General features: G+C 43.0%; 23 protein-coding genes and 1 tRNA gene. 7 read left to right on the forward strand and 17 right to left on the reverse strand.

From position 1 onward, the window contains the following. Positions 1-31: 31 nt before the first annotated feature. Positions 32-3457, reverse strand: coding sequence for a methylmalonyl-CoA mutase family protein (locus PO830_RS11710; protein ID WP_272853761.1), 3426 nt, complete (start codon positions 3455-3457; stop codon positions 32-34). A 150-nt stretch (positions 3458-3607) separates the two neighbouring features. Between PO830_RS11710 and PO830_RS11715 the strand changes: the two genes are divergently transcribed. From PO830_RS11715 to PO830_RS14830, 3 genes are all read left to right on the forward strand, one after another. Further along, positions 3608-4516, forward strand: coding sequence for a T9SS type A sorting domain-containing protein (locus PO830_RS11715; protein ID WP_272853762.1), 909 nt, complete (start codon positions 3608-3610; stop codon positions 4514-4516). A 77-nt stretch (positions 4517-4593) separates the two neighbouring features. Continuing rightward, positions 4594-5298, forward strand: a complete 705-nt coding sequence (locus tag PO830_RS11720; RefSeq protein WP_272853763.1) for a DUF4197 domain-containing protein — start codon at positions 4594-4596, stop codon at positions 5296-5298. Between the two features lie 126 nt (positions 5299-5424). Further along, positions 5425-5607, forward strand: coding sequence for a Lacal_2735 family protein (locus tag PO830_RS14830; RefSeq protein WP_442870106.1), 183 nt, complete (start codon positions 5425-5427; stop codon positions 5605-5607). Here PO830_RS14830 and PO830_RS11725 read toward each other — a convergent pair whose 3' ends face one another. The 15 genes from PO830_RS11725 to PO830_RS11795 all read right to left on the reverse strand — a co-directional run bounded on the left by PO830_RS11725 (position 5608) and on the right by PO830_RS11795 (position 21865). Next, positions 5608-6375: an ABC transporter substrate-binding protein gene (locus PO830_RS11725; RefSeq protein WP_272853764.1), complete on the reverse strand. Its 768-nt coding sequence runs from the start codon at positions 6373-6375 to the stop codon at positions 5608-5610. Beyond that, complete coding sequence (gene pyrF, locus PO830_RS11730; protein WP_272853765.1) at positions 6365-7183, reverse strand: orotidine-5'-phosphate decarboxylase; 819 nt, start codon at positions 7181-7183, stop codon at positions 6365-6367. Before pyrF ends, PO830_RS11725 begins: the two co-directional genes overlap by 11 nt. Before the next feature lie 3 nt (positions 7184-7186). Further along, on the reverse strand, positions 7187-8263 hold the full coding sequence (gene prfA / locus PO830_RS11735) for a peptide chain release factor 1 (protein ID WP_272853766.1): 1077 nt from the start codon (positions 8261-8263) through the stop codon (positions 7187-7189). A gap of 76 nt (positions 8264-8339) precedes the next feature. Next, entirely contained in the window at positions 8340-9074 is a 735-nt protein-coding gene (locus PO830_RS11740) for a hypothetical protein (RefSeq protein ID WP_272853767.1), read from the reverse strand. Positions 9075-9095: 21 nt separating this feature from the next. After that, entirely contained in the window at positions 9096-9827 is a 732-nt protein-coding gene (locus tag PO830_RS11745; RefSeq protein ID WP_272853768.1) for a hypothetical protein, read from the reverse strand. A 58-nt stretch (positions 9828-9885) separates the two neighbouring features. Next, entirely contained in the window at positions 9886-11064 is a 1179-nt protein-coding gene (locus PO830_RS11750; RefSeq protein ID WP_272853769.1) for an AIR synthase related protein, read from the reverse strand. Positions 11065-11134: 70 nt separating this feature from the next. Then, a complete protein-coding gene (locus PO830_RS11755) occupies positions 11135-12649 on the reverse strand; it encodes a carboxypeptidase-like regulatory domain-containing protein (protein WP_272853770.1) in 1515 nt (504 codons plus the stop codon). Further along, positions 12646-14079 carry a CsgG/HfaB family protein gene (locus PO830_RS11760; RefSeq protein WP_272853771.1) on the reverse strand — a complete coding sequence of 478 codons (1434 nt, stop codon included), beginning with the start codon at positions 14077-14079 and terminating at the stop codon, positions 12646-12648. The genes PO830_RS11755 and PO830_RS11760 overlap by 4 nt, the downstream gene beginning before the upstream one ends. An 18-nt stretch (positions 14080-14097) precedes the next feature. Beyond that, positions 14098-14493 carry a curli assembly protein CsgF gene (locus tag PO830_RS11765; protein ID WP_272853772.1) on the reverse strand — a complete coding sequence of 132 codons (396 nt, stop codon included), beginning with the start codon at positions 14491-14493 and terminating at the stop codon, positions 14098-14100. Between the two features lies 1 nt (position 14494). Next, entirely contained in the window at positions 14495-15274 is a 780-nt protein-coding gene (locus tag PO830_RS11770) for a CsgE family curli-type amyloid fiber assembly protein (protein ID WP_272853773.1), read from the reverse strand. A gap of 5 nt (positions 15275-15279) precedes the next feature. Continuing rightward, entirely contained in the window at positions 15280-15804 is a 525-nt protein-coding gene (locus PO830_RS11775) for a hypothetical protein (RefSeq protein ID WP_272853774.1), read from the reverse strand. A gap of 97 nt (positions 15805-15901) precedes the next feature. Continuing rightward, entirely contained in the window at positions 15902-16954 is a 1053-nt protein-coding gene (locus PO830_RS11780) for a hypothetical protein (protein WP_272853775.1), read from the reverse strand. Between the two features lie 89 nt (positions 16955-17043). After that, positions 17044-18105 carry a hypothetical protein gene (locus tag PO830_RS11785; RefSeq protein ID WP_272853776.1) on the reverse strand — a complete coding sequence of 354 codons (1062 nt, stop codon included), beginning with the start codon at positions 18103-18105 and terminating at the stop codon, positions 17044-17046. A 473-nt stretch (positions 18106-18578) separates the two neighbouring features. Further along, positions 18579-20765, reverse strand: coding sequence for a glutamine synthetase III family protein (locus tag PO830_RS11790; RefSeq protein WP_272853777.1), 2187 nt, complete (start codon positions 20763-20765; stop codon positions 18579-18581). A 146-nt stretch (positions 20766-20911) separates the two neighbouring features. After that, on the reverse strand, positions 20912-21865 hold the full coding sequence (locus PO830_RS11795; protein WP_272853778.1) for a calcium/sodium antiporter: 954 nt from the start codon (positions 21863-21865) through the stop codon (positions 20912-20914). A 144-nt stretch (positions 21866-22009) separates the two neighbouring features. Between PO830_RS11795 and PO830_RS11800 the strand changes: the two genes are divergently transcribed. From PO830_RS11800 to PO830_RS11810, 3 genes are all read left to right on the forward strand, one after another. Then, a complete protein-coding gene (locus tag PO830_RS11800) occupies positions 22010-22366 on the forward strand; it encodes a BlaI/MecI/CopY family transcriptional regulator (protein ID WP_272853779.1) in 357 nt (118 codons plus the stop codon). 1 nt (position 22367) lies between these two features. Continuing rightward, entirely contained in the window at positions 22368-24296 is a 1929-nt protein-coding gene (locus tag PO830_RS11805) for a M56 family metallopeptidase (RefSeq protein ID WP_272853780.1), read from the forward strand. 64 nt (positions 24297-24360) lie between these two features. Further along, positions 24361-24513 carry an SsrA-binding protein gene (locus PO830_RS11810; RefSeq protein WP_272853781.1) on the forward strand — a complete coding sequence of 51 codons (153 nt, stop codon included), beginning with the start codon at positions 24361-24363 and terminating at the stop codon, positions 24511-24513. A gap of 2 nt (positions 24514-24515) precedes the next feature. On the opposite strand, the gene PO830_RS11815 is transcribed toward PO830_RS11810, so the two are convergent. Further along, entirely contained in the window at positions 24516-25031 is a 516-nt protein-coding gene (locus PO830_RS11815) for an adenine phosphoribosyltransferase (protein ID WP_442870107.1), read from the reverse strand. 99 nt (positions 25032-25130) lie between these two features. Between PO830_RS11815 and PO830_RS11820 the strand changes: the two genes are divergently transcribed. Further along, positions 25131-25204 (forward strand) — tRNA-Arg (locus PO830_RS11820). The last annotated feature ends 267 nt before the right edge of the window (positions 25205-25471 follow it).

The following is a 25471-nucleotide window of genomic DNA, read 5'->3' on the forward strand; positions in this document are numbered from 1 at the left end:
TACCTAAAGGTAGGAATTCTACCGAGATTCGCTACATATTTCTACGATACTGTCCGCCTACTTCAAATAATGCCTTTGTTATCTGACCCAGCGAGCACACTTTGGTTGCTTCCATGAGTTTTTCAAAGATATTTTCGTTTTGAATGGCGGCCTGTTGTACCTCCTCGATAGCGGCATCCGCACGATCTTCATAGGTTTTGTGCAGTTTTTCTAAGGTGGTAATCTGCGCTTGTTTTTCTTCTTCGGTAGCTCGAATTACCTCCTTCGGAAGAATGGTAGGTGATCCCTTACTGCTCAAAAAGGTGTTCACGCCAATGATCGGAAACTCCCCTGTATGCTTTAAGGTTTCATAATATAAACTCTCCTCCTGAATCTTACTTCGCTGATACATGGTTTCCATGGCACCTAAGACCCCTCCACGTTCGGTAAGTCGATCGAATTCCAGCAATACCGCCTCTTCTACCAAATCTGTCAATTCTTCAATGATAAAGGCACCCTGGATCGGGTTTTCATTCTTTGCCAGGCCTAATTCCTTATTGATGATCAACTGAATGGCCATGGCGCGTCGCACACTTTCTTCCGTGGGAGTGGTAATGGCTTCATCGTAGGCATTGGTGTGAAGCGAATTACAATTGTCATAGATCGCGTATAAGGCTTGTAAGGTCGTTCGGATATCGTTGAAGTCGATTTCCTGCGCGTGTAACGATCTACCCGATGTTTGAATATGATATTTCAACATCTGAGCCCTCGGGTTGGCACCGTATTTATGCTTTAAGGCTTTAGCCCAAATTCGACGTGCTACACGGCCAATCACCGCATACTCAGGATCGATACCATTGCTAAAGAAAAACGACAGGTTAGGACCAAACTTATTGATATCCATTCCGCGGGACAGATAGTATTCTACATAGGTAAACCCATTTGCCAGGGTAAATGCCAATTGTGAAATGGGGTTCGCCCCTGCTTCGGCAATGTGATAGCCACTAATAGAGACAGAATAGAAATTACGAACCTTTTTCTGAATAAAATACTCTTGCACGTCGCCCATGAGTCGGAGGGCAAATTCGGTAGAAAAGATACAGGTATTTTGCGCCTGATCTTCTTTTAAGATATCGGCTTGTACGGTTCCACGGACTTGCTGCAAGGTGGTGGCTTTAATCTCTTCATACACCTCTTGTGGCAACACCTGATCTCCTGTTACGCCGAGCAACATAAGTCCCAACCCATTATTTCCTTCGGGAAGCTCTCCTAAATAAGACGGACGCTCTTCTCCCTTATCTTCATAGATGGCAGCGATCTTGCTTTCAATATCTTTTTCGATGCCTTGCTCTTTGATGTACTTTTCACAATTCTGATCGATCGCCGCATTCATGAAAAATCCTAGCAGCATGGGGGCAGGTCCGTTAATGGTCATGCTCACTGAGGTCATAGGATCGCTCAAATCGAAGCCACTATACAGTTTTTTTGCATCATCCAAACAACAAATAGAAACCCCCGCATTACCGATCTTTCCGTAGATATCGGGTCGATGGTCGGGATCGTTTCCGTACAAGGTGACACTGTCGAATGCCGTTGACAGACGTTTGGCCGGCATGTCCAAACTTACATAGTGAAACCTTCTGTTGGTCCGTTCGGGACCTCCCTCGCCTGCGAACATTCTAGTTGGGTCCTCTCCGGTACGTTTGAAAGGGTATAAACCTGCTGTATACGGAAATTCCCCGGGCACATTCTCTTGAAGTACCCACTTCAAAATATCGCCCCACGCTTGATATTTTGGAAGCGCTACTTTTGGAATTTGCGTGTGAGACAGCGATTCGGTATGCGTATCTATTTTAATTTCCTTATCTCGTACGGTAAATGAGTACACCGGTTTTTTATAGCGATCCACTTTTTCACTCCAACCCAAAATAACCTCCCAATTGTAAGGATCCAGATCCATTTTGACGCGATCAAATTCGGCCAGCAATAGTTTGGTTAAATCCTTTGTTTCGCTTGCTTCGGAAGAGTTGTCTAAAAGCAAACCTGATTTGTCGATTCCGGGTGTTTGCTTCGTTACTGTTTCCAAGGTTTTAAAGAGTCCATACAACGATTGCGCCACCTCCACTTGCTTGGCAGCGGTGGTATCGTACGTTCTGTTGTTTTCAGCAATCTCTGAAAGGTAGCGCGTTCTCGCCGGCGGGATCACAAAAATCTTTTCCGACATTTCATCGCTAATGGTATAGTCACTTTCTAAACTCGATTTTGTTTGTTCACTGATGCGTTTCATCACCTCCTTGTACAGGCGATTCATCCCGGGATCATTAAATTGTGAAGCAATCGTTCCATACACCGGTAGCTCCTCTTGCGGTGTTTCCCATAGTTGGTGGTTTCGCATGTATTGCTTCTTCACATCACGCAGCGCGTCTTTCGCGCCACGTTTATCGAATTTATTGATGGCCACGAGATCTGCAAAATCTAACATGTCGATCTTTTCCAGCTGCGTAGCGGCTCCAAATTCGGGAGTCATTACATACAAACTTACATCACTGTGATCGAGAATTTCGGTATCGCTTTGTCCGATTCCAGAAGTTTCTAAAATGATCAAATCGTAGTCAGCAGCTTTAAGTACTTCTACCGCTTCGGAAACGTATTTGGAAAGGGCGAGATTGCTCTGTCGTGTTGCCAAACTACGCATATACACCCGAGGCGAGTTGATCGCGTTCATCCGGATTCGGTCTCCAAGCAACGCACCGCCCGTTTTTCTTTTGGAAGGATCCACAGAAATGAGTCCGATGCTCTTTTCAGGAAAATCAACTAAAAAACGACGCACCAGTTCATCTACTAAGGACGACTTCCCCGCGCCTCCAGTTCCGGTGATACCGAGTACCGGAGTGATGCTTTCTTTATTTTTTTCGTGAATTTTTTGCAAGGTTTCTTTTGCGACTTCCGGAAAATTTTCTGCCGCCGAAATGATGCGTGCGATGGCTCCGGGTTCTTTTTCTGAAAGTCGGTCTATTTCACCATTTAGTTTCGATCCCAACGGATAATCGGCCTGTTCTACCAGATCATTGATCATTCCTTGCAAGCCCATTTCTCTTCCATCATCGGGCGCGTAAATACGGGTGATCCCATAGTCCATCAAGTCTTTAATTTCCGAAGGCAAAATAACCCCTCCGCCACCACCAAAAATTTTGATATGGCCCGCTCCTTTCTCCTGCAACAGATCGTACATATATTTGAAGTACTCATTGTGCCCACCCTGATATGAGGTCATCGCGATGGCGTTCGCATCCTCCTGAATGGCGGTATTTACGACCTCTTCTACACTTCTGTCGTGCCCTAAATGAATCACTTCTACTCCGGTGGATTGAATGATTCGTCGCATAATATTAATGGCGGCATCGTGACCGTCAAATAGCGATGCGGCCGTAACGATTCTTACTTTATTTTTAGGGATATATGGTGTTTGTTGCTGCATTGATAAAAAAGCTATGAAATAGTTCCACAAATTTACGAAAAACGTATTGAGGTATGGCTACAAGCCGTTGAAAAAAGCGACGTGAATTAATTTTCTCTCCAAGCGAAAACACTTTTTTTGTATCTTTAAGTAACATTAAACCAAACCCTTATGAAACATTTTTACTTATTACTGGTAGCTGCAATGGTTTTCGCAGTCCCCATGCAAGCACAATTCAATGATGATATTGAAAGTTATGCGGTCGGTCCATTAAACACCTATCCGTGGGATAGTTGGGATGAAACAGCGGGAACCGCAGATGATATTTCCGTAACCGATGAGGAAGCCAATTCGGGGACCCAATCGGTGCTCATTGCAGAAGGCGGCGTAATCGACGGACTTCTAAAGTTAGGAAATAAAACCTCAGATACGTGGGGTCTTACTTTCATGATGTACATACCTTCGGGAAAGTCGGGATACTTTAACGTTCAAAACGAAGAAACCCCCGGTGTGCAGTGGAATTATCACGTAACCTTTAACGAAGGAGGTAGTTCGCTAGGTGTTATTATTTTTTATGATGCCTCGGGCACCAACCAAGGTCCTGGTGCCATTCTGGGTACTGGCTCGTATCCTGTTGATGCGTGGTTTGAAGTTTCTCTCATTACAGATATGGATAGTCTGATAACGCAACTATCAATAGACGGAGCCTTGATTGCAACTACGCCGTACACCGGAACCCAACTGGGGGCGATTAATTTTTATTCGAATGAAGGCGGTGGCGAAAGCAACCGGTATTATATCGATGACGCGGTGTTTGAAACCACCGTATTTGGAGTAGATGATGTTGCCATTGAGACCCTTTCGGCCACTCCTAACCCAATGAGAAATCAGCTAACCATATCGAGCCAAAACCGTGTGATAAACGAGGTTGTCTTCTATGATGTTTTGGGCAAAAAAGTATTAGGGGTACGTCCTGAACGTGCCAACCCCTCTATCGATACGAGTTCATTACCCTCAGGCATCTATCTCGCGCAGGTGTTTGTTGAAGGAAAAATCAAAACTATTAAGCTAATCAAATAGATTTCATTTATTTTTTCTCTTTAATAGACCCTCCGCTTGGAGGGTCTTTTTTATCTTTGACCTTCAATCCTACTCTCATGAAAAAACGTATCACCCTAGTCCTTAGTATTTTCATGCTTATTTCTTGTGCTGAATTACAAGGTGTGATTAATGAACTTCCCAACCAGACGGGTATTGACAATAACACCATCGCTTCCGGACTGCGCCAAGCTTTAGACTTTGGTATCGACAAACAAGTTACCAAGCTTACTCAGGAAGACGGATTCTACAAAAATCAATTGGTAAAAATACTACTTCCCGAAGAGCTTCAGAAGGTAGATAGAACCCTTCGCGACATAGGGTTAGGGAGTCTGGCCGACGAAGGCTTAAAAGTGATGAATCGCGCGGCCGAAGATGCCGTGAAAGAAGCAACACCCATTTTCGTAGATGCTGTACGGGGCATTACCTTCAACGATGCGAAAAACATTCTGCTAGGAAACGATAGGGCAGCCACTAGCTATTTGGAAGGACGTACGCGTCAGGCATTATACGCCAAATTTAATCCGGTGATCCAGAATTCTTTTTCAAAGGTAGGTGCAGATCAAATTTGGACCAATATTATTAATCAGTATAATGCCATTCCATTTGTAAATCAAGTAAACCCTGATCTTACCGATTACGTGACGGGTGAGGCCTTGGACGGTGTTTTTACGATGATCTCCGTAGAAGAAAAAAACATACGAACCAAGATTAATTCGCGAACGACCAACTTATTACGACAGGTTTTTGCACTTCAGGACTAAGGGTTTGTTAACATTTTAACGAATTGGTCGAGTATCCTTCAAGGTTTAGCAAATCGTTAACGAGTTCTTCCCATTTTCTATACGTTCCTGAAACTATCTTTGTAGTTGTAATTAATTAATAGAGAAATGTTTCAGTGGCTTACAGGAAAGACGAAGTTAGACCGTTTGAAAGAACGGTATAGTCATCTTATGAAGCGATCCTTCCGTACTGCTCTACACAATAAGGAGGAAAGTGATCGCATTAATAGGGAAGCTCGAAGGCTTTATGAGCAAATCAAATATTTGTCGCTTCAAGAAGCCGACAAATAGCTAATGTAACGTCCGAAAGTACTGATACACCGCTTCATTGTCCGCCCCATACCAACTAAAGGCCGTTCCATCTACCAAGACCGTCTTCACACCACATTGTTGCTCCACCTCGTTTGCTCTTTCTTCAGTAAATGGAAAAGGTTCTGAGCTTAAAAGTAGCAGATCGGCCTTCGATAATTCCTCCATGTCAACTTCAGGGTATCGCAATGACTTAGCACAATTCTCAAAATGATTGCGTTGCAGCATAGCATCGATATAGGTTCCCTTACCGGCTATCATGTAGGGATCTTTCCAGATCAAGTAGTACACACGTTTCCACGGTTTGTTTTTCATGAATTCCTGAAAAAAATTCCGTGCCGTCTCATGGGCTTGTATTAAAGAGATGCCGCGTTCTTGTATTTGGAACAATGTTGAAAGTTTTTCTATCAAATCCATGTGAGTCTGAAAGTCGGCTACATCACTCACCCAAACGGGAGCGATTTCTGAAAGTTGCGCAACTATCTTCTTTGTATTTTCTTCTTTGTTCGCAATGATGATATCCGGATGAAGGGATGCGATGTCATCTGCTTTTACGGCTTTGGTTCCGCCAATGATGCGCTTCTCTTTCCGAAGATGCTCGGGAGAAACACAAAATTTAGTGACACCAACGATATTGTCTTCTAGACCGAGACCCACTAACAACTGTGTGATTGAAGGAACCAGTGAAACAATAGTCTTTGGCTGCTTAGGAAAGTGTAGTATTCTATTAAGCTGGTCTTTACAGCGCATCCAATTCGGCTTTCATGGCTCGTTGCAGCGCTGTAGCCTCTCTTGCAGCCGCCTCAGCAAAATCTTTCTGATGGGAGGCGTAAATAATCCCTCGTGAAGAGTTCACAAGCAAGCCTACATCCTTTGTCAAACCGTGAAGACATACTTCCTTCAAACTTCCTCCTTGAGCGCCTACTCCAGGTACCAGTAAGAAATGATTGGGTGCCAAGTCTCTCACTTTCTGAAGTCGATACGCTTGTGTCGCTCCAACAACATACATTAGTTGTTCCGAATTCTTATAGGATTGAGAAGTTATTACCACCTCTTCAAAAAGACTATGATCTCCCACTTTTTGCGTTTGGAAATCTTCCGCCCCTACATTCGACGTCAGCGCTAACAAAATGGTATGCTTATTATTGTATGCCAGGAAGGGCTCCACCGAATCACGCCCCATGTAGGGAGCGACCGTAATCGAATCGAAGTTTAGATCCTCAAAAAAAGCCCGTGCATAGCGATCGGCGGTATTCCCAATATCCCCACGTTTCGCATCCGCGATGGTAAACACTTCCGGGTACTTCTGGTTGAGATACTCGATGGTCTTTTGAAGGGCGTTCCAACCTGAGACGCCATAGGTTTCGTAAAACGCGATGTTGGGCTTGTAGGCCACCGCCACGTGATGTGTGGCGTCGATAATCGCTTTATTAAACGCGAAAATAGGATCTTCTTCGGTACGCAAATGGGTCGGAATTTTTTCCAGATCTACATCTAACCCTACACACAAGAACGATTCTTTCCGTTTGATTTCGGCAATAAGTTGGTCGCGATTCATAGGCTAAAAGGTTTCTCCCGCTTCTTTCAGCTTTTCGGTATTGCTTACCAATTGTAATTCATCAATGATCTTTTGAATGTCTCCATCAATGATATTGCTAAGGTCGTATAAGGTTAAATTGATGCGGTGATCGGTAACCCTTCCCTGCGGATAGTTATAGGTGCGAATCTTCGCGCTTCGGTCGCCACTGGTAACCATAGAACCCCGCTTTTCGGCATCCTCGGCCTGTTTCTTGGCAAGCTCGAGATCGTACAAACGTGAGCGCAGTACTTTAAATGCTTTTTCCTTATTCTTATGCTGTGATTTCTGGTCCTGACATTGCGCTACCAATCCCGTGGGCTCATGCGTAAGACGTACAGCCGAATAGGTAGTGTTCACCGATTGTCCTCCAGGTCCGGAAGAGCAGAAATAATCGATACGCACATCTTTAGGGTCTATTTCAATATCAAATTCTTCGGCTTCGGGGAACACCATGACCGTAGCGGCACTGGTATGGACGCGACCTTGCGTTTCGGTTTGAGGCACACGCTGAACGCGGTGTACACCGGCTTCAAATTTCAGAATACCGTACACATCTTCGCCTTCAATTTCAAACTGGATTTCTTTATATCCTCCGCTCGTTCCTTCACTGAAATCGACCACACTCACTTTCCAACCTTTGCCTTCGCAATATTTAGAATACATTCGGAAGAGATCGCCCGCAAAAATACTCGCTTCATCACCACCGGTTCCGGCTCTAATTTCCATAACGGCATTTTTGGCATCTTCCGGATCTTTCGGAATCAACAAGAATTTTATTTCTTCATCTAGGGTTGCGATATGTCCTTTCGCTTCATCCAACTGCATTTTGGCCATTTCAACCATCTCGCTATCGCTTCCGTCTTTGATAATCTCTTCTGCTTCCTCAACGCGTTCGGTAGCCGTCAGATAGGCTTCTCGCTTATCCATTAACACACGTAGATCTTTGTATTCTTTATTGAGCTGAATGTATCGTTTCTGATCAGAAATTATATCGGGTTGTATGATCAGGTCGCTTACCTCATCAAAACGCTGTTTTACTATTTGAAGTTTTTCTAACATATTTAGGTACTAGTGCCGCAAATTTACAATAATTGAATGATTAAAATACGCGCAATAAAACTGAAAACAATTCTGATTAAAAGAGTTTAGAAATCAGTTGTTCCCGCTGCGTTTTGCGAAAGGTTGTAAAATGTACCAAGAGAGAAAACGCTACGATCAATAGGGCACGAGCCAAATACACTGAAATTTCCGCCAGTTCAAAGTCGTAATAGGCTATGGCGCGAAATACTTCAGAAAAGATCAGCGCAAAAACAAACAATGTAAAGGTTAGGGAGGCCGGACTGCTAATTACGTGATTGTACACCATGGCGCAAAATCCGAGGGCTACCAATGCCATGCAATTAAGTAAGATGGAGAGGTAGTGAGCGTTGCTCAGGGTAAAGTCCCGCATCATCCAAATGAATTCATAGAGGATGTACGAATTGATAATAATGAGTAGTGCTAGCCCCACCCCTAAAAAAACACCAATTCGCTTGAAAGAGACTTTCGGAATAACTGCTCTGAGTAATAGCAGCAATCCCAAAACGTTGACACTCATAGAAAGAATGGCAAAAACATTGTCCTCATACCAAATGGTTAGTACACTAGAACTTCCGTAGCAAAACGTGAATAAGACAACTAGTTTATTCAGCGGTTTCTGGCTCATGAAGAACATTGCAATCAGATAGCAAAAGACAGTGAGACCGCGTAAAAATCGATACAAAAGATAATCTCCCAGATTGTAAATCCAAATGCTCGCAGCAAGTAACAAAATGCCGAGCGTTAGCAACCACCAGCTATTACTTTTTCGATATGTTAGGAGATTCGCCATGGCTTCCCGTGGGAAACCAATTTAAAGCAATGATTGTTCTTCTAGGCCTTCCGATTCCCAATGATACACGCTTTTAGAGTTCTGAATCCAAGCGTAGTACAATAACAAAGTTAAGGAAATAAGATAGAATATACGTTCTGGATAAAAGGCTACCTGGTATTTAAAGAAATAGGCCGCCAAACCACACAAATCTCCGAAGACGAAACTAAGGGTTATGTAGAGGTAAATCAGTGGAAGTTTTCCCCCTATCCTGCCATGATATAAATAGCCTACTAACGCCATGATCATCATCAAGGCCCCTTGTAAGATAAAGAGTATGAGTTGCAAATCATTATCTAAACCCGGACGAATGGCTTCCGATAAGTACAAGACATTAAAAATATTAAGTCCGACGATTGCAGTGGAAAAAATAAAAACCAAACTGGTACTCACATAAATTCGGATCTTCTTAAATACCATATAACTTAACAGGCCATAGGCCGCAATCGTAACCAAGAACCCGATTGTTTTCATGATAGGCACTTCATAAAATACCACAGAAACATCGCGAAGTAGTAAGAGAGCAAAAACCAGTAGCAATCGGCCTTGCTTCCATCCAAACTGAAGAATAAAGTAAGAGAACACGAGTAAGAACGTTCCTAGCCGCAATAACCGACTTATTTCAATATCGAATTGCGCGATCACCCACATGTGCAGGCACACCAATAGGAAAAGCAACGGGCCCCAAGTGCTCCTATTAAAAAACTTATGCATTATTAATTGTTAAGTAACTGAACAACGCGAAGATAAAGAACCTATAGGAGTTTTCCTGTTAATATGTGAATTTTCCGTATTCGGAATCGATCGTCAATTTTTTACTACTAGCGTGCTCCACGCGTCCGATAATCTTAGCCGGCACCTCAAAGGCTTCTGAAATGCTGATGATTTCTGAAGCAAGGGTTTTAGGAACGTATAGTTCCATACGATGCCCCATGTTAAAAACCTGATACATTTCCTTCCAATGTGTATTGCTTTCTTCCTGGATCAAACGAAACAAGGGAGGGGTCTCGAAAAGTTGATCTTTAATAATGTGAAGATTCTCCACAAAGTGTAAAATTTTGGTTTGAGCGCCTCCGCTACAATGAACCATTCCGTGGATTTCTTCGGAAGAAAACTTCTCAAGAATTTTCTTAATAATAGGCGCGTAGGTTCTCGTTGGAGACAAAACGAGTTTTCCTGCGTCAATCGGACTCCCGGTGACGGGATCAGTCAATTTTTTACTTCCGGAGTAGACCAGTTCCTTCGGAACACTATGATCGTAGCTCTCGGGATAGCGCATGGCGAGTTCATTATGAAACACGTCGTGTCGGGCAGAGGTAAGTCCGTTACTACCCATCCCTCCGTTATAAGAGGTTTCATAGCTGGCTTGCCCAAAAGACGCCAAGCCTACGATCACATCGCCCGGCCGAATATTCGCGTTGTCAATCACTTTGTCTCTGCGCATACGTGCCGTGACGGTGGAGTCAACAATAATGGTTCGCACCAAATCCCCCACGTCTGCTGTCTCTCCACCGGTAGACCGAATGGTAAGACCATAGCCTTCCAATTCAGTAATAAGTTCTTCAGTACCCGTGATGATGGCTGAAATGACTTCTCCGGGAATCAGGTTTTTGTTTCGACCAATAGTGGAAGATAACATGATATTATCGACAGCTCCTACGCATAATAGGTCGTCAATATTCATGATCAAGGCATCTTGCGCGATTCCTTTCCATACCGAAAGATCGCCTGTTTCTTTCCAATACATATACGCCAGCGAAGATTTTGTCCCGGCACCATCGGCATGCATTACTAGACAATGATCGGGATCGCCCGTTAAATAATCAGGCACGATCTTACAGAATGCTTTCGGAAACAATCCCTTATCTACATTTTTGATGGCCTTATGAACATCTTCTTTTTGCGCGGAAACACCACGCTGGGCATAACGTTTAGAAACTTCTTCACTCATGGTACAAAGGTAAAAAACAAAAACCTCATAGAATCTATGAGGTTTTGGGTTTCTTTATGAATTGTGGAAGTTATTCCCAATCGGGCATAAAAGATTCGGTAAACAACAAATCCCGTAAGTTTTGATTGTCGAGGTCTGTTTTATAAATATCCTTCCGAGAGATACCATCATTAGAGGTGTTTACATAAATAACAGCGCCCTCGTTCGCAGAAAATTTAGCATCGAGATCGTTGGTACCTGCAGGGCTAGCCGTATCCACTTCCACTGCAGTGTCTGTTGCGAAAGTGTAGATAAAAATTCGGCTATCCAGTTGTTGGTAATCGGGACTTTCGAACCCGGAAACATCACGAGTATACAATAGCTTAGTTCCATCTATAGAATAATCAATTCCTCCTAGAGCCCCCGGTTGATTTTCGATCACTACATCTGTTTCAATGCCAGTATTTGGATTGATTACTACGATGCGCGCGTTATAGCCGTTTGCGTCATTGGTTTTAATAGCCACCAGGTTGTTCGCCTGATTGGTATCTATTTCTGTAATAAAGGTACCGGCTGGCGCTTCATAGATCAAGGTATTACCCACTCCCGTGACATTGATAGAATACAATTTATTCAAATTAGGATAGTAGATTCGATTGCCATTTAAGAACCAGGAAAAATCAACCTCATCCTGTCGAAAACCAAGTACTGGAACCGTACTGGTAACCTGTGTGACTTCGGTACCATCTGGATTCATGGTGAATAGGTGAGTTTCACTTCCCGCGGTTCGCAAAAAGGCAATCTTCCCTGCCGTATTATTTTTTCGGGGGCGGAAACTATTCTCACTCGTGGAGGTAAGTTGAATCACGTTCTCGTCGGGTTCATCGTCTTCTAAATTACTACCCGAATAAATAACATTTTTGGTACCCACTTTGCGTACAAATAGGAACCGGTTATCATTAGGGTCGCGAGTAGAAAAACTACTGATACTGCTTTCCACAGGAGGCGTAATATCATCATCAGCCGTTACCTGCCAGAAATAATTTACCCCCAAGGTTAGGTCGCTTACTGTGTAGGTGGTATCCTCAATCTCTTCAACCATCAAGATCTCGTTGGTAGCACCATTACGAAGTTCGAAGGTATATTGAATAGGATCTGTGTCGGAATCGGAAGACGTCCACACAAATTGGGCCTCACTACCAACGTCCGACGCGTTGTCTTCCGGACTCACCAAAACAGGGCGGAGTGGTGGATTGTTGGTAGAGGAAGACAAGGAAAGTTCAAAGACAACGGTGCTGGCTTCCCCGGTAACAACTGTTACGCCTTCAAAAGCAGTAAGGTAATCGTCTAATTCGGCTTGCACAGAATAATCGCCAGAAGGGACACTAGTAAGTACAAACTGACCGTTAGTATCTGAAAACACCGTAGTAGAAGCCGGATTGGTGGTTATTTTCACATTGGCCAATGGTGTGTTCTCTCCATCCACAACGACGGTTCCGTCTATGGTTCCGGTGCCATCTTCATCGATACCATCTTCTTCGCAAGCAGCGAAAGCAAGGGTTATCAGTAATAAAACCCCTAGTAATGTGCGAATCTGTATGTTCATTCTTCTAAAGTATTTTCTGGTTCTGTTAATTCTTCTTCGGAGAGATTTGTTCTTTTAGATCGTCCTTTTCCGAAGTGATAATTGAGGCCTACTCCGAAAGCATAATAGAAATCATCTCTTTTTCCGCGCTCCACCTCATCGATTTCATCTGAAAAGAAAAAGTTGGCTTCAGCAAAGGCACGCAGCGAAAAGGAGTCGGATATTTTAGCATCTATTCCCAATCCGCCCTGGGCTTTGTACTGGTCTTCCAGTTTGATATTGGTATCATTTTCATCATCAATATTGACGGTATATCCCGCCCCTGCGAAAACAAACGGCGTAATATCGTCATACGGCAATAGAAACCCTTCAATATTTAAGTCGGTAGTCACATAAACCTCTTCATACGAGCTACCCGCTTCGAGTGTTAGATAACTCCCTTTGAGTCCAAGCCCCAAATAATCGGTAAGTCTTCTGGAATATCCGAAGGAGGCCCCGTAGCTCAGCGGTTTTTTTGAGAAATCACTTTGAAATAAGGTGGTAAAACCGCTAATGTGAAAGCTATTTTTCTTTGATACTGGAGTTTGCCGACGCTCATAGAGCAAGGTCGATTCTTCAAGTTCTTTCTCCTTATTATATTCAGCCACCAATTGCTGGTTGACAGCTGCTCCGCCACCTGTAGACCAAAGATTTTCTTCTATTCCTTCTACAATTAGTGCTTCCACGGCCTTTTCAATGGCGTCTTTCATCGCCAACTGGACGGGTTCATTTTTGGTAATACCGGTTTCTACTTCAAGAAGTCGTTGAAAGTTCACATAGCGAAACAAACTCGCGTCAATCGCTTGTGACAGGATTGTTTTTGAAACATAAACGGTCTTTAATATTTTTCCATTAGAGGTAGAAACAGCGCGCAGGTATAATGTAAGTCGATCTTCCCGATACTGCGTAGAACCTCCCACACCAAAGTAGCGTGCTCCCAACCCTCCGGTGATGATATTAGAGTCGTAGGAAACGATTCCACCTTCCAACAGTATCCCCGCAAACAGAAGTGGCGGTAAGGCAGGCTGTGGATTACCCTTTTTGGCAAATTCTTCCCGAGTGGAACGAATAATATTCCGTTCTTGAGTTAGATTCCCCAAGTTTTCACGTTCAATGGGCGTAAACCAATTAGAATCCTCTAGGGCTTTAATCAACATGGTGGTTGCTCCCTGGCTGACGGCGGTACTAAAGGAACTTCCATTTTCCACGTTTTTGTACTGACCCGTTTGATCTTTGAAGTTATAGACTCCAACAATGATTGGCTCTTGAGGGGGTGGTAATTCTCGTAGTACTTTACTTTTTGGAGTTAATTCTCCGGTACGCGCTTTCTGGACCTGAACCGGTTGGTTTAAGTAGGTTCCACATCCTGTAAAAAGCAGGCCAATGAGGCAAATTGAGATAAAATTTCGCATTTAGAACATTCAAATTTCTTAATTGGGAACAACTATTTGCGTTTGTTCTCCTGTGGTGGTATCTAAAATATTAATAACGACTCCTTCTGCCGAATCAAATATTTCGAGAGACAAGGTACCTAAATTATACGTTCCGGCTTGAAGTCCTTGCCCTAATTGCTGTCCGAAAATAGCCCGAGAAAGCTGCCCCAATACTTGCCGATTGATACTTTCAGAAAAAGTATCAAGATCAGAAAGACCTGCGCGGCTATCTGGGTTGGTAAAAGAGTTTTGCGCATTGGCAGAACTTAGCAATTGTTGGTAATTAAAGGTATCACCGCCAAAATTGGGATTCACTGGACGATACACCAATTGTTGTGAAAAGCCTATTCCCGCAACTCCTAACACAAATACTAAAAACAGTAATTTTTTCATATCAATAACGTTTAACATAATTATCTCCCCGACTTCGAATATATTGAAAATAGCGATTTGTACGTTCTATTGCGGCAGCGACCATTTGGTCTAAATACCCAGCTCTAGGGTTTACAAAGAACTCAAAAATTAGCTCTCCCTCGACAAGTACCTGAATCTTAGTATTAATTCCTAGCGCCAGTACTTCTTTTATGGCCACGATCATTTCACCATTAATTTCTTCTTTGTCGTATTTACGCTTGTATAGGTAATAGAAATCCCTCCCAGGTTTCGTTTTGGTATCTTCTGTAACGATCCCGGTTAGGGGTACATATCCATCCTCACCGGCGTTATTTAAATCTTCCGAAACGGCATTTTTAGCATCGATAATGAGTTTCGTGGGATCTACGTTCTCTGGGCCGTTTAGAACAATCCTATCTTTCCCCACAATTTGATCATCTTGGTCGTAAATGAGCAATAGTATGATGGTTCGCTGTTGTGGGTCTACGTTACGGAACACACTGGCAAGTTCTTTACGTTCGTTCGGGTCTAATATGAAACGTCCCTCTTCTTTTTCAGGAGTAGCGGCTGCTTCGTCTACCGCTTTGTCGGTAATGGTCAATACGAACCGCAGGGAATAGTTGGTTATCGTTTTATTAATCCCAAAAGCTTTGATGGTAATGAATTCTCCGTTTGATTCTTGAAAAATCTTTGCTTCGATATCGGAATTGATTCCTTGTGAGAACACTGAAATTGAGAACAGTAAAAGAAATGCCTGTCCGATATAGGAGAGAGCCTTCATAGGAGTTAATTGAAACTTCGAACGATAATGGATTGGCTATTGCCTTCCATATTTATCTTCATTTTTTCTGAAATCGAATTGGTTCCGTGAAAGATGATGTTCTGATCGGTGCCCCGTTGGATAATCTCAAGGTCTTGTACGTTCGGATTATTACTGAAATTCAGTATTTCGTGGCCATCACCTTCTTGGAGGATGTCTTGAATTAAGGTTCGAGCTTGTACACTTAGATATACCAGATTGTTGTTTCCCAATTGTGCAACATCAAGCGTGCTCGTTGCATCTATTTGGTTCGAAACCTCGACGGTGTTACGATCTCCGATTTGATTTACGAAGATAATATTTTCCGAAGCCGTTGACCCCCCCTGTATCTGATTGTTCAGAAGGTTATTTACGGCACCGTTATCCAGGGAAGTTTCAAGTCCCAGGGTGTTGTTGTCTTGCCCTATGTAGTTTTGAGCGTAAATGCCGCCAGAAACCGCTATTAGAGAGAGCAGCAGTAGTAGTAAAGTATAGGTGCGTTTTCGTTTCATAACCAGGCAATTAATTGCAATATAAAAAATTTGTTAAAAGTAAGAGCAAAAACGAATTATGTTTTTGCTCTTACAGTAAAGTTAGGTATGGATAAGATTAGTTACTCTGCGTTACTGTAGAGCTGTTTCCATTACCAATCTGAAAAACAGAACTTACATGCGTAGTACCCATTTGGCTTACCACGCTAGAGTTGCTATTTCCATCTTGAATGACAATACTAAAGTGTCCCATTCCAGTTTGAGAAACGGTACTTGCATTCCCGTCTCCGTATTGACCAACGCCTGAGATGTTGTTATCTCCGGTTTGAACAACACCGCTAATGTTACCGTTTCCAAACTGTTCTACGATACTAAAGTTATCATCTCCAATTTGCTTCACGTCACTAAAGTTGAAATTTCCAACTTGCTCAACGCTACTATCATTAGAATCTCCTTGCTGGAACACGCTACTATTGTTCAATAAACCGTCTTGGTCTACGTCACTTGAGTTATCGTTTCCAACTTGAGCCACTCCCGAAGTATTGTTGTTTCCGGTTTGATTTACATCCGACTCGTTGTTATCACCATTTTGGTTTACCAACGAATTGTTGGCTGCGCCAATTTGATAGACAAAAGAATCGTTGTCGTTTCCAGTTTGAATAACGGCACTTCCGTTGAAGTCGCCTTCCTGACCTACAAAGCTATCATTGTCATTCCCTGTTTGTGTTTTAAAACTGATGTTGTTATCAGAGTCACCCCCTACAGTGTATTGATCGACATGTGAGCTATTTCCGTTTCCTTGTTGCGAAACCACACTCGTGTTACTATCGTTTCCAGAGCTCAAGCCCGAGAAGCCTTGATGATTGTAGCTGTCGTTGTCATTTCCAACCTGAGAAACGTCAGAAGTATTGCTGTTACCCAATTGCTGAACGTCTGAATAGTTGTCATTACCATCTTGTAGCATGACAGAGCCATTTGTATCTCCTATTTGAAGCACATCGCTTTCGTTATCATCTCCTAACTGATCGACATCAGAGTTGTTCATAAATCCAGTTTGTGTTACATCCGAATCGTTTCCAGATCCCAATTGATACACATCGCTGGTATTTGACTGAGCGAAAAGGAGAGAAACTGACAATAAAGCAATGGCGCTAAAAAGTAATTTTCTCATAAATATTTTGGTAGCGAAAAAAGAGCCTTATTCAGGAATACCAAATAAGGCTCCAATTTTCAATTAATAAATTTGGCTTACGTCTTCTCTTAGTTACTCTGTGTAACGGTAGAAGAGTTTCCGTTTCCAATTTGGTCAACGATACTGCTGTGCGTAGCACCCGTTTGTGTTGTGTTGTTGAAGTTCATGTTACCATCTTGTGTGGTACGGCTGAAGTTCATTACACCATCTTGCGTAGCAGTAGCGTCGTTATCGTCTCCTAACTGAGTGTTTTGAGCATCGTTCATATCACCATCCTGGTCGATAACTGCAACGTTGCGATCTCCAACCTGATAGTTTCCGAAGAATCCACCGTTAGCGATGTTGTCATTCCCAGTTTGAGAGATATACGATTGGTTCTCATCACCGTACTGTCCAGCACCAGAGTTGTTACGGTCACCATCCTGATCATTGTCAGCGATGTTGTCGTTACCTAACTGACGAATACCCCAGATCAATCCAGGAACTGGATCACCACCAAGGTTGTCGTTTCCGTTTTGGTCGGAAGTAGCCGTGTTTCCGTCACCATCTTGGGTGATTAGGAAGTAGTTGCTGTTTCCAGTTTGGAAAGAGTTACCGAAGTTACTATTTCCGTACTGCCCGATCTCAGTTTTGTTGTCATCACCAATCTGACGAATACCGAAGTTTCCTCCATTCGCAACGTTAGCGTTACCCACTTGGTCGATAGTCGCCATGTTGCGATCTCCTTCTTGAGAGGTACCCGCGTTGTTATCGTCCCCTACAGAAGAAGTTGTAGACATGTTGTCGGTACCGATTTGACGTGTTCCCCAGATTAAAGAAGGACCACCCCCAAGGTTACGGTTACCTTCTTGGTAAACGTCAGCATCGTTCGTAGTACCTATCTGATCTACATCATAATCGTTGTCGTTTCCGATTTGATCTACATCAGAATCGTTAGACGTACCATCTTGCGTAACTTCAGAAGCGTTGCCGTCTCCTGTTTGATCAACGTCGGACATGTTCGTCATTCCAGTTTGAATCACTGAAGATGAATTGCCGCTTCCTGTTTGTGTAACTGTACTCGTATTAGATTGAGAGTACCCAACTGCAGCAAAGATTAAAGCTGCTGCACTTAACATTAATTTTTTCATAATTCTGAAAATTTAAAAGTTTAGTTAATAAATATGTAATAGTTAGTAATCCAATTTTGTAGGCACAGTATATTGCGTGCGCCTAAACGCAAGAATTAAATAAATACTTTAAAGGGGATACTAAGTAAGGATTGTAATGTGTTGCCACATAAGAAGGCAAACGGTAGAATATTGGAGCGTGGCCGGGGGATGTAACAGGCTCATCTACAATAGTTCTTATCCCTTGACTTCTGTATCAAATATCTGAAAAAATTGGCTATCCTACATACGTAGAAGTACGTATATAACTGATTTACAGTGCCTATAAGAAGTATTTTCCTACAAAAAAATTTAACACTTTCGGTTCAATTACATCTTTAATTCGCCGAATGACACAAAAAGAGGAAAATTCTTCAAATGTTAAATAAATGTTAAATAAAAAACCGCCTCATTTGAAGCGGTTTACGTTACGGAATCTTAAAGTTTCTATGAAATTATCTCGTGAATAACAATTCTCTGTACTTGGTCAATGGCCAAATTTCATCGTCCACTAACAATTCCAGCTTATCGCAGTGGTAGCGAATTTCTTCGAAGTACGGTTTTACCTTATTACAGTACTCAAAGGCACGTTTTTCAGAGTTATCGATTTTATTGGCTTTCTTACGCGCCTCAATCATGTCGGTAATCCCTTGATTGATATGTGCAATATGATCGCTAATGCTTTCAATCAGTTGCATTTGCTCTCCTGCTACTTTTTTGAAATCGTTTCCATAGATACTTTTCAGTCCTTGTACATTCTCAATCAATAAGTTTTGATATCGAATCGCTGTAGGAATCACGTGATTTCTGGCTACATCTCCTAGCACACGACCCTCAATCTGAATGCGCATCGCATACTCATCTACCTGAATCTCATGGCGCGCTTCAATCTCCACCTTGGTCATGATTTCAAGATCTTCGTACAGCTTGATGTTCTTCTTCGCCACCTGTGCTTTTAGTGCTTCAGGAGTGGTTTTGTTGTTACTCAAGCCGCGTTTCTTCGCTTCTTTTTCCCAGGCTTCTCCGTACCCATCGCCTTCAAAACGAATGTTCTTAGACTCCTTTATATATTCACGAAGCACGTTGAAGATAGCATCATCTTTCTTCATCTTCTTCCCTTTGATCAATTTATCCACCTCTTCTTTGAAATCCATCAGCTGTCTTGCAACGATGGCGTTCAATACCGTCATGGGTTGCGCACAATTGGAGATAGAGCCCACCGCACGTAATTCAAACTTGTTACCGGTAAAGGCAAATGGCGAGGTTCGGTTTCGATCTGTGTTATCCAATAAGATCTCAGGGATCTTACCAACCACATTTAATTTCAGATCGGTTTTCTCTTGTGGCGATAGTTTCCCATCGGTCACTTTTTCTAACTCGTCTAAGACCGCGGTAAGCTGCGACCCGATAAATACCGAAATAATCGCAGGCGGGGCTTCGTTAGCACCCAAGCGGTGATCATTACTAGCACTGGCAATAGCCGCGCGAATCAGTTCTTCATACTCATGTACCGCCTTTATGGTATTGATAAAGAAGGTCAAGAACTGTAGATTCTTCATGGGTGTAGAACCCGGACTTAACAAATTCACGCCAGTATTCGTACTTAGGGACCAGTTGTTGTGCTTTCCACTACCATTGATGCCCGCAAAAGGTTTTTCGTGGAACAATACTTTAAAGTGATGTCTATCGGCCACCTTATCCATCACATCCATTAGTAAGGAGTTGTGGTCTACAGCGAGGTTCGCTTCTTCAAAGATAGGTGCTAACTCAAATTGGTTAGGGGCTACCTCGTTATGCCGTGTTTTTACCGGCACCCCTAGCAGCATACATTCGTTTTCCAAATCACGCATATAATTAAGGACACGCGTTGGAATGCTTCCGAAGTAATGATCGTCTAACTGCTGTCCTTTGGCCGAAGCATGCCCTAGAAGCGTACGCCCTGCCAACATCAAATCGGGTCTGGAAGCTGCTAAGGCTTTGTCGATCAAGAAATACTCTTGTTCCCAACCCAAGGTAGCATTTACTTTAGAAACACTTTTATCAAAATATTTGGCGACTGCGGTAGCGGCTTGATCAACCGATTGCAACGCGCGAAGTAAGGGTGTTTTATTATCCAAGGCCTCTCCCGTATACGCTACGAACACCGTAGGAATGCAAAGTGTGGTTCCATAGATAAACGCAGGGGACGTTGGATCCCATGCGGTATACCCACGTGCCTCAAAGGTATTTCGAATTCCTCCGTTCGGAAAACTAGAAGCATCCGGTTCTTGCTGCACTAATTGTCCGCCTCCAAACTTTTCGATTGCTTGTCCGCCTCCTGTAGTTTCAAAAAAGGCATCGTGCTTTTCTGCTGTCGATCCGGTTAAGGGCTGGAACCAGTGGGTATAATGGGTCGCTCCTTTAGAAATAGCCCACTCTTTCATTCCCGTAGAAATGTGATCGGCAATGTTACGATCGATTTTGGCGCCGTTTTCAATAGCGTCCATAACGCTGTTATAAGAAGTCTTCGTAAGATATTGGCGCATCGCTGCTTCATTGAAGACATTGCTACCAAAAATTTCAGAACGGCGTTTGGGCTCATTGACCTCTACCGGTTTCCGATTGAACGTTTCTGAGATGGCTTTAAAACGTAAGGTTGACATAGGAATCAGTTTGAAATATTAATGTTTTACGGTACAAAAATATCACATTTACCAATACACCCCCTATTTTATCATGTTAAGTTATTAATAAAAGTGTTTTTGCTGTTAATAACCCCTAAAATTTCAGGGGTTCTTTTTTCCAGTAATTAATTCAGAAAGGCAAGACCAATAAAAACACAATATCCAATAACGATGAGCAGCCCTTTTATTCTTCCGATTTCAAATTTCTTCGGAAGAAAAGCCAGCGGGATCAGAATAGCGGCAAAACCTAGCATCCAAAAGATGTCGTTTGACAATACCAAATCACTTTTCACTGCAATGGGCTGAATGAGCGCCGTAGCCCCTAGCACCGAAGCGATATTGAATATATTAGAGCCGATAAGATTTCCTAAAGAGATCGCCTTTTCTTTTTTAAGCGCGGCTATCACCGAAGCTGCAAGCTCGGGAACACTGGTACCAATAGCAATCATGGTCACCGCAATTACGCGTTCACTCACCCCCAGCATGGTTGCCAGGTCAACAGCACCGGTGACCAAAAGTTCACTTCCGCCCCACAGTGCCACCCCACCAATAGCTAGCCAGATTATAATCTTACTGTTAGAAGCTTGTGAAAGTCCGTCATCAATACTGTCGTCTGTAGGGTCCGTTTTTGCTTTCAATCGGGCGCGACGAATTAGGAGTACTAAATAAATTACTAGCAGCACTAGTAGTATTCCTCCTTCCAACCGACTCAAAGAAGCGTTACTTTTCAGAAGGATATAGAGCGCAACCGAAAGAAACATCATTACCGGCCAATTGAATTTATAAAAGTCACGATCAATGGCTAAGGGAGCTATCACGGCAGTGATCCCCAGTACGAGTCCGATATTCGCAATATTAGAACCAATGACATTTCCTAAGGAAATGTCGCTAAAGCCCGTCAGGGCAGCGTTTAGACTCACTAACAACTCGGGTGCCGAGGTGGCGAAGCTCACCACGGTGAGTCCAATAACCATTTTAGAAAGATGCAATTTAAAGGAAAGAGCAACAGACGATCTTACGAGAAATTCGCCTCCTACCACCAAGAGCAAGAGCCCCAGAAAAATAAACAGTATACTCATATTTTTGGCAAAAGGCCAAGATACTAAGAATCCAAAGGGTATACTATGCACACAATAAATAACTAGAAATAAAGTTATATAACTACAAATATCGTTGTATAACTATAAAAATAGTTTATATTTGCTTTTCAATACGTAAAAAAGATGGAGCGACTCACCAATAAAGAAGAAGAAATTATGCAGGCCTTATGGCAGCTAGAGAAGGCCTTTGTGAAAGAATTGATGCGTTTATTGCCAGAAGAACAGCATTATAATACCATTTCTACCATCGTTAGAAATTTAGAGGACAAAGGATATGTGGCGCATAAGGCTTTCGGAAAAACGCACCAGTACTATCCTACGGTTTCTAAAGAAGCCTACATGGAGACCTTTATGGGGATGGCCACCAAAAAATTCTTCGGAAGCAGCTATAAAAGCATGGTATCCTTTTTCGCCAAAGAAGAAAAGATCAGTGCTGAAGAACTTCGCGAAATTTTACAACTCATAGAAAAAGACAACTAATATGGAGCCGCTACTCTACTTGGCCAAAAGTGCTTTACTGCTTGTTATTTTCTTCGGAATCTATCATTTCCTGTTGCGACGCGACACCCATTTCACTGCGCATCGATGGTTTTTGACCGGAGGTATCGTTGCCAGTTTGACGGTTCCGTTTATCGCCCTTACCCGTATTGTCTATAAAGAAGTGATACCCTTGTCTGAGACCACTTCAGAAACTATAATTCCTACTCAAACCATTGCTACTGTCATCGAATCCAATGCCTCCATTCCCTGGACAACCGTCGTTTTGGGCATCTACCTGGCTGGCGTTACTTTTTTTCTGTTACGCCTGGTGTGGCGCTTGACCATCGTTCTTCGGATGGTAACCCAACAACCATCGGTGCGTAAAAGCGCCTATCGCTATGTGCAGGTAACCGAACCCATTCGACCGTTTTCATTTTTTCACTACATCGTATACAACCCAACGCAGCATCCCGAGGTAGAACTTCAAATGATCTTACAACACGAACGCGCGCATGCACGGCAATGGCACAGTTTGGATGTAGTATTCGCCCATCTGCTTATCGCCATACAGTGGTGCAATCCTTTCGCGTGGTGGTATAAAAAAGACATGGAAGAGAATCTGGAATTTTTAGCCGATCACACTACGGCGCAAGACGTACCCTCGAAAAAAGACTATCAATTAGCACTGCTTCGAATTTCATCCCCCGAAGCGACGCCTGTGCTAACCACACCTTTTTATCAATCATTCATCAAAAAACGAATCATTATGTTAAACAAAGAGCATTCAAAAAAATCGAATTTATGGAAAATGAGCTGGGTCTTACCCTTGATCGCAGTGTTCCTTTGGAGTTTTAATGTAAAAGAGGAGGTCGTCTATCAGCCTACCCAAAAAACTTCAACAACCTACCCTAACACCAACATCCCTTCGGAAGCGGTCACAGGTACCATCGTTTCGGAACCATTAGCAACCCCTCCTATGGTAGCGTCTACTTCCACTACTTCGACAGAGGTTACTTCGGAAACCGAAGACCCAATAGAAACAGGTCTTTCCGAAGAAAGAGACAACAGCAACAACCTTTCGCTGGATAATCAGCGTAGCGTGACATCCACTCCGGTTTTGGCAAAAGAACGGTACTTGATAACGAAAAATACCACAGATGCCGAGTTAGATGACATCAAGGCGGATATTAAAAAGACCCATAATATCGACCTGAGTTATGAAGTGCAGCGTAACAGTCAGGGGGAAATCTATTCGTTACGAATCCAACACCGTGGCAATGGCAATAATGGTAACTTCCATGTAAACGACGACGAGGGGATTAGCGATTTCTATTTTCTTATTGATGACGAGGGAAGAAGCAGTTTTTGGTCAGAAGGAATGGAAGAGCGCACCCAAGAACTCGCCCTTCGGGCTCAAGAACGCGCTAAGCGATTGGAGGAGCGTATGGTAGAACGAGAGGAGCGCATGAAGCGACGATTTGACGAACGAAAGGAAGAACGTCTGGCTCTTATGGAGGAACGACGAGGCAACCGACTCACAGAAAAACGTGAAGAACTGGCCGAACGACGAGAAGAACTTGCTGAGCGGAGAGAAGAATTGGCACTGCGCCGCGCTGAGCTGAATGAACGCCGATCGCGAACGAACCGATCCTTCGGACTTCATGACAATGAAAATGTATTTTTTGAGTCGAATGGCGATAGTGACGCCGTAGTGATCACAAAAGACATGAGCGATGCCCAACTTGAAGAACTAAAGCGTAGTTTGAAAGCCCGTGACGTTGTATTCAGTTATAAACGCGTGAAACGAAACGAACGCAATGAAATTACAAGCCTCAAAATTGAATTGAAAAAAGGGGATCGTGCTAAAACGGTAACCACCATCGATTCTGATGATGGAAACCCCATAGAAACCGTGTTTATTGCTATGTGAGACACACCATGATTTTAAGAAACCCTTCTGATGAGAAGGGTTTTTTTATTTGTACTTTTAACCTATGAAGCAACAGTTTTTCAAAGGCTTAGCCAAGTTAAATAAGAAACTACTGCCTAGTTTTACCAAAAAAGGAGTGGATCTGGCAAAGGCCAGCAAATGGCAACTTGCTTTGTTTGCGTATCGAATGTGGGTGACCAAAAATGCGCTTGACTAAAATTAATAGGTGATCAATGAGCGCACCTCCTGCCCTTTCAGCTTATGAATACCTTGCAAAAAAGACAATTCAATAAAAAAGTTGCACTGTACAATTTCTCCGCCTAATTTTTCTATCAATTTGCACGCAGCCTGCGCTGTTCCGCCGGTTGCTAACACATCATCATGCAGCAATACCTGATCTCCGGGGTTGATTGCATCTTCATGAATTTCCAAGGAGTCCATTCCATATTCCAAGGAATACGGCTGTTTTAAGGTATCGAACGGAAGTTTTCCGGGCTTTCGCAACGGTACAAAACCGGCGTCTAAACGCAGCGCCATAGCCGTGGCAAAGAAAAAGCCGCGTGATTCAATTCCTACCACTTTATCGATAGGCTGATCACCCACCAACGAAATAAGCTCGTTCAGGCAGGTTTCCATCGCTTCGGGATGATTGAGAAGCGGAGTGATATCTTTGAATACTACACCTGGCTTCGGAAAATCGGGAACATCCCGGATGAATTTTTGCAGATCGATCATTTTTTTTAGAAAAGTGCTTGGTCTATAAAGGTAAAAAGAAATATATTTGCAGCCCGAAACAAAAGCGTAGATTTTTATCATTGTTTCGGAATCACATAAGGCCTCGTGGCGCAACTGAATAGCGCATCTGATTACGGCTCAGAAGGTTGCAGGTTTGAATCCTGCCGAGGTCACGAATAAATAGTTCAATAAGAAAAAACGCCAAGCTCGCTTGAGCGTTTTTTTGTTTGGGCTATTTTCAAAGCGGAGCTTTGTCCGGAAGTGAGTGAAACGAACACTCCTGCCGAGGTCACGACACTCAAGAAACCACGTCCCTAAGGGTGTGGTTCTTTATTTTATGAAAAAGCGGAGCGAAGACTCAACGCTTTGGAATGAAATGAAGAACTAGGGCGATAGCCCGTGGTTTCTTATTTGCAATAATGCGCTCAAAGAATGCCAAG

Origin of the sequence: Altibacter sp. HG106, assembly GCF_028561755.1 — a bacterium.
GTDB lineage: Bacteria > Bacteroidota > Bacteroidia > Flavobacteriales > Flavobacteriaceae > DFVG01.

Coding starts and splice junctions, on each gene's coding strand:
- PO830_RS11710 (WP_272853761.1), bottom strand. CDS start 3,457: ATGCAGCAACAAACACCATATATCCCTAAAAATAAAGTAAGAATCGTT.
- PO830_RS11715 (WP_272853762.1), top strand. CDS start 3,608: ATGAAACATTTTTACTTATTACTGGTAGCTGCAATGGTTTTCGCAGTC.
- PO830_RS11720 (WP_272853763.1), top strand. CDS start 4,594: ATGAAAAAACGTATCACCCTAGTCCTTAGTATTTTCATGCTTATTTCT.
- PO830_RS14830 (WP_442870106.1), top strand. CDS start 5,425: ATGTTTCAGTGGCTTACAGGAAAGACGAAGTTAGACCGTTTGAAAGAA.
- PO830_RS11725 (WP_272853764.1), bottom strand. CDS start 6,375: ATGCGCTGTAAAGACCAGCTTAATAGAATACTACACTTTCCTAAGCAG.
- pyrF (WP_272853765.1), bottom strand. CDS start 7,183: ATGAATCGCGACCAACTTATTGCCGAAATCAAACGGAAAGAATCGTTC.
- prfA (WP_272853766.1), bottom strand. CDS start 8,263: ATGTTAGAAAAACTTCAAATAGTAAAACAGCGTTTTGATGAGGTAAGC.
- PO830_RS11740 (WP_272853767.1), bottom strand. CDS start 9,074: ATGGCGAATCTCCTAACATATCGAAAAAGTAATAGCTGGTGGTTGCTA.
- PO830_RS11745 (WP_272853768.1), bottom strand. CDS start 9,827: ATGCATAAGTTTTTTAATAGGAGCACTTGGGGCCCGTTGCTTTTCCTA.
- PO830_RS11750 (WP_272853769.1), bottom strand. CDS start 11,064: ATGAGTGAAGAAGTTTCTAAACGTTATGCCCAGCGTGGTGTTTCCGCG.
- PO830_RS11755 (WP_272853770.1), bottom strand. CDS start 12,649: ATGAACATACAGATTCGCACATTACTAGGGGTTTTATTACTGATAACC.
- PO830_RS11760 (WP_272853771.1), bottom strand. CDS start 14,079: ATGCGAAATTTTATCTCAATTTGCCTCATTGGCCTGCTTTTTACAGGA.
- PO830_RS11765 (WP_272853772.1), bottom strand. CDS start 14,493: ATGAAAAAATTACTGTTTTTAGTATTTGTGTTAGGAGTTGCGGGAATA.
- PO830_RS11770 (WP_272853773.1), bottom strand. CDS start 15,274: ATGAAGGCTCTCTCCTATATCGGACAGGCATTTCTTTTACTGTTCTCA.
- PO830_RS11775 (WP_272853774.1), bottom strand. CDS start 15,804: ATGAAACGAAAACGCACCTATACTTTACTACTACTGCTGCTCTCTCTA.
- PO830_RS11780 (WP_272853775.1), bottom strand. CDS start 16,954: ATGAGAAAATTACTTTTTAGCGCCATTGCTTTATTGTCAGTTTCTCTC.
- PO830_RS11785 (WP_272853776.1), bottom strand. CDS start 18,105: ATGAAAAAATTAATGTTAAGTGCAGCAGCTTTAATCTTTGCTGCAGTT.
- PO830_RS11790 (WP_272853777.1), bottom strand. CDS start 20,765: ATGTCAACCTTACGTTTTAAAGCCATCTCAGAAACGTTCAATCGGAAA.
- PO830_RS11795 (WP_272853778.1), bottom strand. CDS start 21,865: ATGAGTATACTGTTTATTTTTCTGGGGCTCTTGCTCTTGGTGGTAGGA.
- PO830_RS11800 (WP_272853779.1), top strand. CDS start 22,010: ATGGAGCGACTCACCAATAAAGAAGAAGAAATTATGCAGGCCTTATGG.
- PO830_RS11805 (WP_272853780.1), top strand. CDS start 22,368: ATGGAGCCGCTACTCTACTTGGCCAAAAGTGCTTTACTGCTTGTTATT.
- PO830_RS11810 (WP_272853781.1), top strand. CDS start 24,361: ATGAAGCAACAGTTTTTCAAAGGCTTAGCCAAGTTAAATAAGAAACTA.
- PO830_RS11815 (WP_442870107.1), bottom strand. CDS start 25,031: ATGATCGATCTGCAAAAATTCATCCGGGATGTTCCCGATTTTCCGAAG.